Consider the following 13,654-nt stretch of genomic DNA (forward strand, 5'->3'; position numbering starts at 1 on the left):
TATTCGAGCTGGAGATAAAGTGGGGATACAGAGTCATTGCCCCACCATGCTGCTATTTCTGCATTTGCCCGGCCATCAACATCGGCATTAGCAACAGGCCAACGCAGGTGGCGGCCAGTGCCAGCACGGCAAAAAAACCGTACCAGCCATAATGCTGTAACACTTGGGCGAGCGGCCAACCGGCCAGCGCTGCGCCCAGATAAGCAAATAAACCGAGAAAGCCGGTCACGGTGCCTGCTGCCTCTTTGTGGCAGTGCTCCGTAGCCGCCAATCCAATCAGCATCTGTGGCCCAAACACAAAAAAGCCCAAGCTGAAAAAGCAGACGGAAAGCAAGCCGTAGTGGTGTAACGGTGCCAGCCACAAAGCCGTCATCGCCAGAAATAATCCACAAGAGAACAGCAGGATCATCGGTGCCCGCAGGCCGCGAAACAGCAAGTCCGACCCCCAACCGGCAAACAGAGCGCCAAATAATCCGCCCAGCTCAAACAGCGACAAGGTGGCGTTGGCCTTCATCAGGTTTACACCATGGCTTTCTGCCAGCCAGATATTGCCCCAGTCATTCAGTGCAATGCGTATCAAGTACACCAAGATGTAGGAGACACCGAGCAACCAGATGGTTGGGTTGCGTAAAATGGTGTCATACAGCATCCGCCGCATCGGCATGGGTAGGCTTTGCTGCTCTTGCCAAAGCTCCAGCGGATCGCGCCGCCAGCGGCCAACGCTCGGTAATCCCTGCTGCTGCGGTTTGCCACACAGCTGCCAGCACAGCCATAAACCGATCAGCATGCCTATACCACCCGGCAACAACAGGGCCGATTGCCAACCGTAGTGCGAGGCCATAAAAGCGGACAACAACGGCACCGCTGCACCTCCCAGGCTGATCGAGGTATTCCAGGTTCCCCACCAAAAGCCACGCTCGTTACGCGAATACCAACTGGTGAGCAATTTGGCACAGGGTGGCCATCCCCAGCCCTGAAAGAAACCGTTCAAGGTCCACACCAGCAACAGCGCATTCAGCGAATGGCAAAAAGCGAACAGAATGTTCAATAGCCCGGTGATGAACAGCCCTACGCCCATAAACCAACGCACCTGGCTGCGATCGCTGACCATGCCGGAAACAAACTTTGAACCGCCATAAGCCAGATAAAACAGCGTGCCCAGCAGGCCGATATCGCCTTTATCTAAACCAAGCTCAAGCTGCATCACCGGCATGGCGTAGCTGACGCTTTTACGTGTCAGGTAAAACGCGCCATAGCCGACGATCATCGAAAACATCAGGCGTGGCCGCCAATAGCGATAGCGGGCACTGATTTGTTCTGCAGTCAACGTGGCCGATGTCATGGGTTCCTCTGGGCAATAAAGCGAGTGTAAAGAGTGATTAGCAGGAATGGATGAGACAAGGTTTTAGAGGCCTAAGACTTATTCCTAGTCAGGACGGGGTTTCGTTCAGTTTTGTGGGTAAGTTAACAATTACTCGGGTGCCGTTGCTGCGTTGCAGCAACCAATCGCCGCCAAGAGCACGTACCCGTTCTTCAATACCGAGCAGGCCAAATCCGCTGTTGGTTTGGGGCGGCATGCCTTGGCCGTTATCACGGACTTCAAGGGTGATCGTCCGAGTATTTTGGGTCAAACGCAGGCGGACATGGCTGGCACAGGCGTGTTTACTGATGTTATTAAGCGTCTCCTGCGCCACGCGGTAGAGCGTAAACAGCAGCGTTTTGTCGGTCGGTGGTTCAGGTAAGTGGTAATCGAGATGAAAATCGATTCCTTGCTCGGCAAAGGCAAATTCATGCGCCAGGTGGTTTAGTGCTTTGTCGAACGCCATCTCTTCCAGTACCGGTGGGCGTAATTGCCGTAGCAACGTGCGGGTCGTGTGGTGGATACGTTGTGAAAGCGTGTCGATTTGTTCAGCGGCCAGGTGGGCCGCCGGAGTGGTGGTGGTGCGGCTAACCAGCATCGCCTGGATCTGGATAGCGGTAATATTCTGGCCGATTTCATCATGCAATTCGCGGGCGATATCTTTGCGCGTTTCTTCTTCGGTAGTGACGAGTCGCTCCATCAGATGCCGTTTGGCCACCAGTTCCCGCTCCAACTGTTGGCGATAGCGCTGTAGCTTTTGTGCCAGTTGTTGTTGGCGGCTGATGGCAATGCCCAAGCCAATCCCCAAAAGCGCTTGGGTCGAAAGGAACAACTCCAACTCGCGCAGATCTTGAAAAGCACCACCCGCTTGGCGGGTGAGAGTAATCAACAGACTGCCAAACAGGGCCGCCAAGACGCCACCTTGCCAACCGAACAGATAAGCCATAAGCACGTTAGGCAGAAAGATGAAAATCAGCAACAGGCGCTCCATTTCTGGGGCGATAGCCACTTGTGCGCAAATACCCATAGTGAAAAACAGCGAACACCACAGCAGCAGAGAAGGGCGGATCTGCGGAGTGAGGGGACGCGGTGCTGGCATGGTGGTAACCAGTTGCTGTTTCAGGTAGGTGTGAACCAGATAGATAAAGGGCACCAGCAGCACGCCACCGGTAAACGTGGTCAGCAATGTCTGGCTGACAGGGGCGGCTATCCAGGGGCCAGCCAGCAGCCCGTATAACAGAGTATTGCTACTCATAGCGGCCAGCAGTAGCGACAGCCGTTGCCAATATTGGTGATAACGATACCAGAGCCGTTGAGTAAACCAGGCGGGCAGCAGGCTTAACCAAGGTAACATCAGCATCAGAGGAGCGTTGAGGAGTTGCTGATGATTCAGCCACAACAGGATCGCACTTTCCGTCACTAACAGGGTTGGCCAGTAGCGACGAGGCAGCAGGATCAGCAACGCCAGCCGCAGCCCCTGAGGCAAAAGCAGCGTGGCTTGCTGACTATCTTGCGTGAGATGCAGGCTGATAATCCACAGAGCCAGCCAACTGAGGGAGAAAAACAGCACCAGAAACAAGGAAAGCGCCAGCCGGCGCAGGATCAACGGCACCGGCTAGCTCCCAGTAAGCAACTGATGTTGCAGGGCGAAGTGCACTAACTCGACGGTGGTGGTGCACTGCAGTTTGCCGAGGATATTGGCGCGGTGTACCTGAACCGTTTTGTGACTTAAGGTTAACTGCTGTGCGATGGTTTTGACACTCAACCCATTGACCAATAAGTCGAAGATTTCTTTTTCGCGTGGCGTGAGCACTTGCAGTTCTTTCGGTGGTTGTTGCGTGTGGCGCAGAGCGCGTAGTGCATCAGCACACAGATAGAACCCACCGTGGCTGACGGTGCGTACAGCCTGCACCAGTTCATGTGGCCCGCAGCGCTTGGTAAGGTAGCCACCAGCCCCGGCATCGATAGCGCTTTGCACAAAAGCATTGGTGTCATAAATGCTGAGGATGATGGCGCGGAACGTCGGGCGCTGCTGGCGTAAACGTTGTAACAGGCTTAGGCCACTTTCGTCCGGCATGGCGATATCCAGCACCATGACGTCGATAGGGTCGTGTAAAAGATGTGGCCAGGCCTGGGCTGCAGAGTCGAACTGCCCGGTAACACGAATATCGCTCTCCAGCGACAGCAACTGGGCAAACCCGGAACGAACCACGATATGGTCATCAATCAAAGCAACGTTAATCATAAGCCTGCAACTAATTATTGTAGTTTGCCGCATCATGCGCAGGAAAAGGCTCAGGAGCAACTATTGCGCTGCAAAATGGAAGAGAGTTAACAATTCAGCCTTAAAATGACTCGCATTGCTGGTTCCTGATAAAACGCTGTCTTGGCGTTCTACTTCCTCCTCGTGACGCTCATCACATACTTTGCCACCTAACCCCGCCATCATAGTTCGTTGATCGTTAACTTATTAAAAATAATCATTTTTCAGGAGCTTCTGCGGATGAAAAAATCAACATTGTTACTTTGCTGGCCACTGCTGTTCACCGGATCTGCGATTGCTGAAACTCAGGATTACCAACTGCAGCAAGTGTTAGTGATGAGCCGTCATAACCTGCGTGCCCCATTGGCGAACAATGGCAGCGTGCTGGCACAATCCACGCCGCAGGCTTGGCCGCAGTGGGATACTGCAGGCGGTTTGTTGACCACCAAAGGCGGCGTGCTGGAAGTGTATATGGGGCACTATTTCAATGCGTGGCTGAAACAGGCTGGCGTTTTGCCACAAGAAGGTTGCCCGGCCAATGGCAGCGTGTATGTCTATGCCAACAGCCTGCAGCGAACTGTCGCGACTGCGCAGTTTTTTAGTAATGGAGCCTTTCCTGGGTGTGATATCAGCGTTCATCATCAGGAAAAAATGGGTGAAATGGATCCGACGTTCAACCCGATTATTACTGATAGCAGCGATGCTTTTAACCAACAGGCGCTGAGCGCGATGAACGCCAAATTGGCCTCGTTGAAACTGGATGCTTCCTACAAGCAACTGGCACAAATTATTGATTATCCGAATTCTGCCGCCTGCAAAACGGATAAACAATGCGATCTCACTGCTGAACCCAGCAAAATGAGCGCAGTGCCAGGGAAGGAGCCGGGGGTTTCTGGCCCGCTGAAGGTGGGGAACTCGCTGGTGGATGCTTTTATGCTGCAGTATTACGAAGGTTTCCCGATGAAGGACGTGGCTTGGGGCAAGATCGTAACGCCACAGCAATGGCAGCAATTGGCGCAACTGAAAGACGGTTATCAGGATTCGTTATTTACTTCAGCGGTAGTGGCACAGAACGTGGCGAAACCGTTGCTGACTTACATTAATGCGGCGCTGATCAGTGAGCGTAAACCAGACTCACCCACGTTGACCGTGCTGGTGGGGCATGATTCCAACATTGCTTCGTTGCTTTCGGCCATGCAATTCAAACCCTATCAACTGCCGCATCAGTACGAGAAAACCCCGATCGGCGGCAAACTGGTGTTTCAACGTTGGCACGATGCCAAAAGCGATCGCGATCTGCTGAAGATTGAATATGTGTATCAGTCGAGTGAACAGTTGCGCAATGCTGAGCCACTGACGCTGCTAAATCCGCCACAGCGTGTGACTTTGGAACTGACCGGCTGCCCGGTAGACAAAAAGGGATTCTGTGCCTGGAGCGATTTTGAAAAAACCATGAAGGGGATTTTGTAAACCTGTTTCCTCTCCTGATTAGGGAGAGGAAAGTATTTGTCGCAGCGTGGGGTAGGGGTAAACTGCCTTACCTGCACTTTTATCATGGACGACGCGTGTTCTCTTCGTTTATCCCCCATATTGAATGGCTGGCTATCGCCTACTATCCAGGGCAGATCGCCCGTTGTCGCTTTTCTGTAGCGGCTTATCGCGATGAGATGTTCCTGTTGGCCGGTATTAATTTCCCTGAGCACTTAACCTCTGCGGTAGCAAAGCGCCGGGCCGAGTACCTGGCCGGGCGCTATCTGGCGCGCCAAGCACTGGCAACGCAGGGGCATCACGGTTTTACGTTACTGCGTGGTGAAGATCGTGCGCCGCTGTGGCCACAAGGCATTGTTGGGGCGATCAGCCACAATGTGGACACGGCGCTGTGCGCTGTGCATCACGCAAGTGGTATGGAGGGAGTGGGTATTGATGTGGAAACGCTCATGCCTGCTAAACGTGCTGAAGACTTATGGAGCGGGATCATCAGTGAACAGGAATATAGGTGGCTACGCCAACAGCCGCAGGCTTTCGGGCAACTGTTGACGCTGGTGTTTTCCGCCAAAGAAAGTTTGTTCAAGGCGCTTTATCCGCAGGTGCGTTGTTATTTTGACTTCCTTGATGCGCGCTTCAGCAAGCTGGATATGCAGCAGCAAACCTTTGAACTGGAGTTGCTGAAAACCCTGACACCACAGTGCCATGCGGGTCGTCGATTCCATGGGCATTTTTTACTGCAAGGTGACACCGTAACAACGTTGATTCACTGTTAAATCACAATGATGACGATGCAGTTTTCAGCTACTGGACAAGTGGCGCTGAGTGGTTAGAATAATATATGTGTATTTATACAGGTATTGGCGATGACGCTCGATCTTTTTGAAGATGCACTGCCGTCACCGTGGCGTGAAGAAATTGCGCCAGGGGCAGTGGTGTTGCACGGTTTTGTGCGTGACCATGGCCCGGAATTGCTGGCTGCAGTCAACGCCGTGGTGGCTCAGGTGCCATGGCGGCATTTGACTACACCGGGTGGCTTTACCATGTCGGTAGCAATGAGTTGGTGCGGTAACGGTTGGACCAGCGACAGCCAGGGTTACCGCTATTCCGCCCGCGACGCTGGCAGCGGCAAGCGCTGGCCGCCGATCCCGGCGATTCTGATGGCATTGGCCGATGAGGCGGCACAAAGTGCGGGGTTTGGTCACTACGTGCCGGATGCTTGTCTGATCAACCGTTACGATCCGGGCAGTAAGCTTTCGCTGCATCAGGATAAGGACGAGCGTGATTTCAGTGCACCGATCGTTTCGGTATCTCTGGGGCTGCCAGCGATATTCCAGTTCGGCGGCTTACAGCGCAGCGATAGAGCACAACGGATTCCTTTGGCTCATGGTGATGTGGTGGTTTGGGGCGGCCCGTCGCGCCTGTGCTTTCACGGTATTATGCCGGTGAAGGAAGGTTATCACTCGTTGGTGGGCGCGCACCGCATCAATATCACTCTGCGTAAGGCGCGGTAACGGCGGTTTTGGCCCAATCATAGACACAGACCACCGTATCGCTGCCATGTCTGCAGCATATCGGTAAGTTAATGCCAGAAATTGCCTTGGATTAGTGAATTGGGCTCATAAGCGCATGCGCAGAATGGCAGATGATGCCATGCCGGTAATTGTTTAAAATTCCTCCTCATCCTATTCGAAATACTTCCCATGTTTTCGGGTGCTGGCGTTCGCTCAGCACTGACCATTCACAGACAGGACCAATAATATGTCTCCTAATAGCAATGCGCGCCAGCATCACGATCGGCTCTTCCCTGGACATGTCTCGACTCTGGCAGTGAGCGACCCGGAACTGATCGAAATCTTTGATAATTTTGCCTTTGATGAGGTGTTGTGCCACAGCAACCTGGATGTCCGCACTCGCTTGATGACGCAGCTTGCCGCAATCATTGCCTGCCAGGCGGTGCGTGAGTACCGTGTCATGCTCGGGGCGGCACTTAACATCGGCGTTTCCGCGATTGAGGCCAAGGAGATTGTTTATCAGGCAGTACCCTATGTCGGGATGGCCAAGGTATTCGATTTTATCCATGTCACCAACGAAGTGTTGACTGAACGCGGAGTTTCATTGCCCTTACCGGGCCAATCCACGACCACGCCTGCGGATCGTGCAACCAAAGGGTTGGCAATTAAGCAACAAATCGTTGGCAGTGAGGTAGTTAAGCAGCTTGACGCCTCAACACCTGAGGATCTGTCACACATCCAACGCTATCTGTCGGCCCACTGCTTTGGCGATCATTACACGCGTACGGGGATAGATATCGCGACTCGCGAACTGCTCACTCTCAGCATGCTGGCAGCGCTGGGGGGTTGCGAACCACAACTCAAAGGCCACGTTGCAGCGAATCTCAATGTCGGTAACGGTCGTGCAAGGTTGATAGACGTTGTGACGCAGTTGCTGCCTTACATCGGTTATCCACGTACGCTCAACGCGCTACGGATTATCGATGAAGCCGCACCGCTATCCGTCAGCGATAAATTGAATAATGAAACCCAATAATGAGTCATTGTCCTTCCAGCGTCCTGGTTGTCGGCGCAACGGGCGGCATTGGCCAGTGGGTTGATGCCATCGTTTTTACCCACGGATCCAACGGTGCGTATTGCTCTGATGACCGCTATTGGCGTGACCAACCGTACCGGTTATTACAATCGCACTTATGGGTTACGTTCATGACCCAACAGGTCATGACAAAATAACCCATCAGGGCGGTTTCTTCTTCTACCCCCAGATTGCGGGGGCGTTTGCCTGCGGCTATGGCTTCGATAGTAGCCGGAGAAGCTCCGGCTTTTACAGCCAAGGGTGGCATGGGTCTGCCACTTGAACTGGTTGCCTGGATAGGGAGTAAACAACATGGTTCAGCGCTCCTGCAAGGTCTTGGATGAAATGCTGCTCGTAGCGCTAGCCAGCCCCGGTAGCACTATTTCAAGATCGACAGCGTCGGCCATAGCTCGGTTGCCTTCATCGCCAGGGTGCAGATGGTCGCCAGAGTCGAAGCGCGCGGCAATCCGGATCGGATGAGCGGGATCGCGCAGGGCCGCATCGAAGTCGATCACCGCATCAAATACGTCGCTGTGGCGAATCCAGTCGTTCACCTGCTGGCGCAGGGCATCCTTGTCAAGATGGTAGTAGTTGTCCAGCGGCGTTCCGGCCAATGCCCCCTCGAAGGGGGTCAGCGTGGTGCCGATCACGCGCACGCCGTGTGCATGAGCCTGCTTGACCAATTGCCGGTAGCCTGCTGCCAGCGCATCCAGCGTCGGGCGTGAAGCACTTGGTGCGAACGCAGTACCCGGCCAGGCGATGTCGTTAATGCCTAGCATCACAATGACGCTCTCTACGCCCGGTTGGGTCAGTACGTCGCGATCCAGCCGCGCTAATGCATTGACACCCATCCCGTCGGACAACAGCCGTGCGCCAGAGATGCCAGCATTGACGACGGCCACGCCATGCGGGACCAGGCGAGCGGCCAGGAAGTCCGGCCAGCGACTGTCCTTGTCGAGACTGGAGGTTGCGCCATCGGTGATTGAATCACCGATCACGACGACCGCCCGCGCGGCCTGCTTGGTTTCGACCTGAATGCCCGTCAGCAGCGGGCGGGCCGTGGTAGTCAGCATGGCTTCACCGGCCTGTGCCCAAACGACATGAGAGGTTTGATCACCAGGCACGATCCAGGCCGTCTGGCGGCCATCCCAGTGGAAGGTGCTTATGGGTGTTGCGTTCGGCAGGTGCATGCTGACCGCCACTTGCGCGAGCGCCGGCACCGGTAAGGCTACGGGGTCGCTGACCAGTGAGGCGCCTGGAGGAATCGTTGCCACATCCTTCCCGCCAAAGGTCACAGGACGCAGGCTGTCGGCGGCAATCGCGCCGTTTTCTGCTGGCTGAGCGAGCGTAGTTTTGCCCACGACGATGGGTTCGCGGCCGTAGGCGTTGGACAACACGATGCGCAGGCGTTGCCCGCCCAGGCTGATTCGTGCCACCTGGCGCACGGTCTGGTCATACAGTACAGGCGGGACATTGGTGGGAAACAGAAAGTCCGATCCCCAAGTGGGTTGTGGGCTGGCCTGCCAGCTGGCTACCCAAGCGGGCGTAGCCGCCATCACAGATGTAGCAGACAGGGCGACCGCTGCCGTGACTGCCAAGGTCAGCATGGCTGAAGCAGAAGCCTTGGAAAGTGATTTCATGGATGTCCTCTTTTGATAAATTTAAAAACCTTCGATGGAAAAATTATGAATTCAAAGACCAATTTGGAATAGACTGTCCACAGGAACATCATTTGTGAGTTTATTTCATCAAGGAGGCAGTCATGGCTCGCCAGGAAGTGAACCGATCCGGCCAACTGGAAGTGTTTGTTCGGGTCATTGAACTAGGCGGTTTCTCCGCCGCCGCCCGCGTTTGTGGTATGACGCCTTCGGCTGTCAGCAAACTGGTGGCACGGCTGGAACAACGCCTGGGCACCCGATTGGTGAACCGCTCCACTCGTCAGCTTCAGCTCACTGCTGAAGGCTGCGCGTTCTACGAGCGTGGCGTGCGCATCCTGGCCGACCTGGAAGAGGCCGAACGCTGCGCCAGCGAGCACACCGCGCCACGTGGCCGCTTGCGCGTAAATGCCAACGTGCCGTTCGGCCACCACTTCCTGCTGCCGCTGGCATCCGAGTTTCTGGAGCACCATCCCGAAGTGACCTTGGACATCGTGCTGACCGATGAAGTCATCGACATCCTGGAGCAGCGCACCGATGTGGCTGTGCGTGCCGGCCCACTGAAAGACTCGAACCTGGTGGCGCGTAAGCTCGGCGTCACGCGTATGATGATCGTCGGAGCGCCACGCTACCTGGCACGTCATGGCACACCCACGACACCGGAAGAATTGCTGGCACACAACCGCTTGGGCGCGAACTATGTGCGGGCGCAACCTGGTTGGCCGCTGCGTCATGCGGGCGAAGATACCGTACTGCCAGTGACTGGCAACGCCCAGGCCAGTGACGGCGAGGCATTACACCGGCTGGCCTTGGCAGGACTTGGGCTGGCACGTCTGGCAGTCTTCCAGGTGCGTGATGACCTTGCCGCTGGCCGCCTACTGTCTGTACTTGAAGACTGCAATCCAGGCGATGTTGAGGAAGTCCACGCTGTCTATGTTGGCCAAGGCGGCTATTTGCCGCTACGCGTGCGGGCTTTCCTGGATTTTCTGGCCGAGCGAGTGTACATCGGACAGGGCGCCGTGCGTGAGTCATCACGGAGTTTTCTGGTCAGCGTTAAAGAAACGGCGGGGTAGGCACTAAAGGCCAGTTTATTCTCTTTACCGCCATAGCGATACTGGAGATACCAGATTTGGGTTTGACCAGAAGGTAGAGACCGGCGCTATCGGCCAGCTTGAAGGGTTTGACTTGGGGGTTGAGCTTTCTGAAAGCTGTATTACTAAGTGACATTTGGGGGCCTCGATATTATCGAACCGAACAGGCCCCCAATAAAGCCCCCAAAAGTTCTGGCAGTCAACGTAACAATATGGAACTCAGTGTAACCCTATTCACATATAACGCGTTGATTTTAAAGCTTCCATAGACATCAGCAGACATCAATGGAATAAGAAATGGCTCCTCTGACTGGACTCGAACCAGTGACATACGGATTAACAGTCCGCCGTTCTACCGACTGAACTACAGAGGAATCGTGTGAACGGGGCGAATAATAGCGATGCCTATGGGCCTTGTAAAGCACGAAAGTGTATAAATGTTTCGATTGCCGATGTTATGAGCAAATGGCTTTGTTTTCCAGCATGTTAAAGGCAGAACCAATCTTGATGCGGTTCCATAAAATGGGCGATCCTAGCCGTACATTATGCATTCTTTTTGTTCGCTATTTATACGGATAAGTGGTTAAGGATACTGCGGTGAGGCAAGGAATAGATTATCACCTGAGATTAATCTGGCGAATTTACATGGCTGTCTTAATAACCTAAATACATTCAGCGTGTTGATAATATATTATTTTACCATATCACTGTTTTTATTAGGATATTTCTCGGTAAGTGTTTAGCATTGCGGTAGGCCTATATTGCCGTTCCTTCAGGTGGCAGCATTAATCATATTCATGATTAAATAAGCATTAATTTATAAAACTTTAATCGGGTAGTTCTTGTATTGAATTTAATCTCATGTAATTCAATATGTTACGGTTTTTTCTTGGTGTTTTTTTGATTTGACGATAACTGGTTGATTAATATTGCTTAGTGTCGTTTGTTTTTCCGCAATAGAACATGATGGCTAACTGACTCTTTCAGCTCGGAGTATCAATTTTCCTTGCAGGAAGAGGGCTGCTTTTATACGACATTTCAGTAGGTAAGTGCTCCTGATAGTTGCTGGATATCGAAAATATCAGTATTATTTCGCTCTTCTAAGCGTTGTATGCTGTAGGGCTGGTGTTTGGTGATTATTTATCCAATCATCGCTAGGTATCGACAAGGATTGGAAGAGTCACCGATTGAGGCAGTAAACGGTAATAAACACAGTGGGATATAGCTCAACTGAGCGAAAAACACTCTAAGTGTCATTTCTAGGAATGTTCTCCTGGAACTCTACTGCGGCTCAATATTTGCTCATCCACGTTGAACGGTCTATAGCATATTCATCAGGGCCAAACCCGGTAGGGTCTGTTTTGACATACCGATAACGGAATTTTTGAAAGGAATTTTTGATGATAAGCAGCCAAAAAAGCCTCTGTCTAGGTGTGTTATTGTGCAGTGGCCTGTTGCTGGCGGGTTGCCAGAACCAGAATAGTCAGACGAAGAAAGTGGTGCCGCAGAATCAACCACCAGTGGCAACTGTACAGTCACCTCCTCAGCAGATTAGTGTGTCGTCGCCACCCACCACCCCACCTGAAGGCAAAGCGAACAAAATTGGTCTGTGTCAGAGTGAACTGGCTTCGCTAAGACAGGTCAGTCCTAAAAGCTATGCAGCCAAGAAAGCCCTCTTTGATCGCCTGGTCAGTAACGCGTCTGTCTATAGCGCGGTGCGTGGTGATGTGAACACGGATACCAAAGAAACTCTTGATGCCTTGTACAAATATAAAACCAACCAGCTTTGTGCTGATATTGAGCGTGATGTCCTTCAAGGCTTGATCCTACGAGGAGAGAGCGTTAAATGAGAAAGCGCAGGATCTATTGCAGTGCCTTGCTGACCCTGGCGTTGCCGCTGGGGGTTGCGCAGGCGGAAGAGGCGAGTGCTTCTGAGGCCAACACGCTGAATTCACTGGACACTATCACACGTCAGGTGGACGAAGCGCCAGCACTGCTGTTTCTGACGCCTTCGCAGATAGAGAAGGCGGGACCTGCGAAAACGAGAGATGAAGATGCCAGTAAACCCAATGTGTTGACAAAATCACCGAGTGAAAGTGGCGGTGGGCGCATTCGCGAAATGAAGGCTCTGCAGGCCACTATCAACCAATTAAAAGTCAAAATCAGCAGCCAGGAAGCGACTCTTGAGCATCTGCGCAATGCGCAATCGCTGCAGCAGACATCTGCAGCGGAACTTTCGCAGCTAAAACAAGAAATAAAACAGAGCCAACAGGAAAATGCCCAATTGCAAAAGCAGTTGGCGTCCCAAACCAAAGAAAGCGAACAAAAGAGCCAGCAAATAAAACAGCTGCAACAGAACCAGCAAGCAATTGCCAAGTTGCAAGAGCAATTAGCGGCGCAAATCAAAGAGAATGAGCAGAAAACTCAGCAGTTGAAACAACTGCAACAAAATCAGCAATCGGTGGCTAAACTGCAGGAGCAACTCACCGCGCAGACCAAAGACAGTGAGCAGAAAACAAAGCAACTGAAACAGTTGCAACAGACTCTGGAAGAAAAGCAGAAGGCCAGCGCCAAGTTGCAGGAACAACTGGCGGTGCAAACCCAAGACAATGCTCAGAAAGTCCAACAGGTCAAACAACTGCAGCAAAACCAGCAGGCGCTCACCAAATTGCAGGAGCAACTTGCAGCGCAATCTAAAGATAATGATCAAAAAACGCAGCAGTTGAAACTGTTACAGCAAACGCTAGAAGAAAAACAGCAAGCGAGCGTTAAGCTGCAGGAACAGTTAGCGAGTCAGGTCAAAGATAGCGATCAGAAAACCCAGCAGTTGAAGCAACTGCAGCAAAATCAGCAGTCCTTAGCCAAGTTGCAGGAACAACTGGCTAGCCAAACCAAAGACGGTGAGAAAAAAGCGCTGCAGGTCAATCAACTGGAACAGGCCCTGCGAGAGAGCCAACAGGCCAATACCAAGCTGCAAGAAACTCTGACCGCGCAGGCGAAAGACAGTGAGCAAAAAAATCAGCAGGCGTTGACCAAGTTGCAAGAGCAACTTGCTGCGCAGTCCAAAGAGAATGAGCAGAAAGCCCTGCAACTGCAAAAACTGCAGCAGGGGCAACAGGCGTTGGTCAAACTGCAGGAGCAATTTGCTGCACAAACCAAAGATAGCGAATTGAAGACGCAGCAACTGAAACAGTTACAGCAAACGTTGCAG

The 13,654-nt window shown here is 52.9% G+C and carries 11 protein-coding genes and 1 tRNA gene; 7 read left to right on the top strand and 5 right to left on the bottom strand.

Annotated features, from left to right (window positions below; genetic code table 11):
- Positions 1–52 precede the first annotated feature (52 nt).
- The 3 genes from uhpC to IV04_RS12445 all read right to left on the bottom strand — a co-directional run bounded on the left by uhpC (position 53) and on the right by IV04_RS12445 (position 3,605).
- The gene (gene uhpC / locus IV04_RS12435; RefSeq protein WP_037404411.1) at positions 53–1,342 is read right to left on the bottom strand and encodes an MFS transporter family glucose-6-phosphate receptor UhpC; all 1,290 of its coding nucleotides are present in this window, start codon (positions 1,340–1,342) and stop codon (positions 53–55) included.
- 88 nt (positions 1,343–1,430) lie between these two features.
- Positions 1,431–2,972 carry an MASE1 domain-containing protein gene (locus IV04_RS12440; protein WP_231566329.1) on the bottom strand — a complete coding sequence of 514 codons (1,542 nt, stop codon included), beginning with the start codon at positions 2,970–2,972 and terminating at the stop codon, positions 1,431–1,433.
- A gap of 3 nt (positions 2,973–2,975) precedes the next feature.
- On the bottom strand, positions 2,976–3,605 hold the full coding sequence (locus IV04_RS12445) for a response regulator transcription factor (protein ID WP_037404412.1): 630 nt from the start codon (positions 3,603–3,605) through the stop codon (positions 2,976–2,978).
- Positions 3,606–3,863: 258 nt separating this feature from the next.
- Between IV04_RS12445 and agp the strand changes: the two genes are divergently transcribed.
- From agp to IV04_RS12465, 4 genes are all read left to right on the top strand, one after another.
- On the top strand, positions 3,864–5,093 hold the full coding sequence (gene agp, locus IV04_RS12450; protein ID WP_037404414.1) for a bifunctional glucose-1-phosphatase/inositol phosphatase: 1,230 nt from the start codon (positions 3,864–3,866) through the stop codon (positions 5,091–5,093).
- A 95-nt stretch (positions 5,094–5,188) separates the two neighbouring features.
- Positions 5,189–5,884, top strand: coding sequence for a 4'-phosphopantetheinyl transferase (locus IV04_RS12455; protein WP_037404415.1), 696 nt, complete (start codon positions 5,189–5,191; stop codon positions 5,882–5,884).
- A 90-nt stretch (positions 5,885–5,974) separates the two neighbouring features.
- Positions 5,975–6,622: a DNA oxidative demethylase AlkB gene (gene alkB, locus IV04_RS12460; RefSeq protein WP_037404416.1), complete on the top strand. Its 648-nt coding sequence runs from the start codon at positions 5,975–5,977 to the stop codon at positions 6,620–6,622.
- Between the two features lie 247 nt (positions 6,623–6,869).
- On the top strand, positions 6,870–7,658 hold the full coding sequence (locus IV04_RS12465) for a carboxymuconolactone decarboxylase family protein (protein WP_037404418.1): 789 nt from the start codon (positions 6,870–6,872) through the stop codon (positions 7,656–7,658).
- Between the two features lie 356 nt (positions 7,659–8,014).
- Here the strand turns inward: IV04_RS12465 and IV04_RS12470 are convergent, their stop codons facing one another.
- Positions 8,015–9,337 (bottom strand): SGNH/GDSL hydrolase family protein, encoded by a 1,323-nt coding sequence (locus IV04_RS12470; RefSeq protein WP_037404420.1) that lies wholly within the window; start codon positions 9,335–9,337, stop codon positions 8,015–8,017.
- A gap of 122 nt (positions 9,338–9,459) precedes the next feature.
- Between IV04_RS12470 and IV04_RS12475 the strand changes: the two genes are divergently transcribed.
- Positions 9,460–10,425: a LysR family transcriptional regulator gene (locus IV04_RS12475; RefSeq protein ID WP_051916783.1), complete on the top strand. Its 966-nt coding sequence runs from the start codon at positions 9,460–9,462 to the stop codon at positions 10,423–10,425.
- 316 nt (positions 10,426–10,741) lie between these two features.
- Here the strand turns inward: IV04_RS12475 and IV04_RS12480 are convergent.
- Positions 10,742–10,817, bottom strand: a tRNA-Asn gene (locus IV04_RS12480).
- 1,026 nt (positions 10,818–11,843) lie between these two features.
- Between IV04_RS12480 and IV04_RS12485 the strand changes: the two genes are divergently transcribed.
- Positions 11,844–12,293, top strand: coding sequence for a hypothetical protein (locus IV04_RS12485; protein ID WP_051916784.1), 450 nt, complete (start codon positions 11,844–11,846; stop codon positions 12,291–12,293).
- A partial coding sequence (locus IV04_RS12490; RefSeq protein ID WP_037440862.1) for a hypothetical protein occupies positions 12,290–13,654 on the top strand: 1,365 nt, incomplete at its 3' end. The genes IV04_RS12485 and IV04_RS12490, both read left to right, overlap by 4 nt.

It is taken from the genome of Serratia sp. Ag1 (assembly GCF_000743355.1).
In the GTDB taxonomy this organism is placed as follows: domain Bacteria; phylum Pseudomonadota; class Gammaproteobacteria; order Enterobacterales; family Enterobacteriaceae; genus Chania.

Bases quoted from the DNA above. Each gene is read 5' to 3' on its own strand.
- uhpC (WP_037404411.1), bottom strand. From the start codon at position 1,342: ATGACATCGGCCACGTTGACTGCAGAACAAATCAGTGCCCGCTATCGC.
- IV04_RS12445 (WP_037404412.1), bottom strand. From the start codon at position 3,605: ATGATTAACGTTGCTTTGATTGATGACCATATCGTGGTTCGTTCCGGG.
- agp (WP_037404414.1), top strand. From the start codon at position 3,864: ATGAAAAAATCAACATTGTTACTTTGCTGGCCACTGCTGTTCACCGGA.
- alkB (WP_037404416.1), top strand. From the start codon at position 5,975: ATGACGCTCGATCTTTTTGAAGATGCACTGCCGTCACCGTGGCGTGAA.
- IV04_RS12465 (WP_037404418.1), top strand. From the start codon at position 6,870: ATGTCTCCTAATAGCAATGCGCGCCAGCATCACGATCGGCTCTTCCCT.
- IV04_RS12470 (WP_037404420.1), bottom strand. From the start codon at position 9,337: ATGAAATCACTTTCCAAGGCTTCTGCTTCAGCCATGCTGACCTTGGCA.
- IV04_RS12475 (WP_051916783.1), top strand. From the start codon at position 9,460: ATGGCTCGCCAGGAAGTGAACCGATCCGGCCAACTGGAAGTGTTTGTT.
- IV04_RS12485 (WP_051916784.1), top strand. From the start codon at position 11,844: ATGATAAGCAGCCAAAAAAGCCTCTGTCTAGGTGTGTTATTGTGCAGT.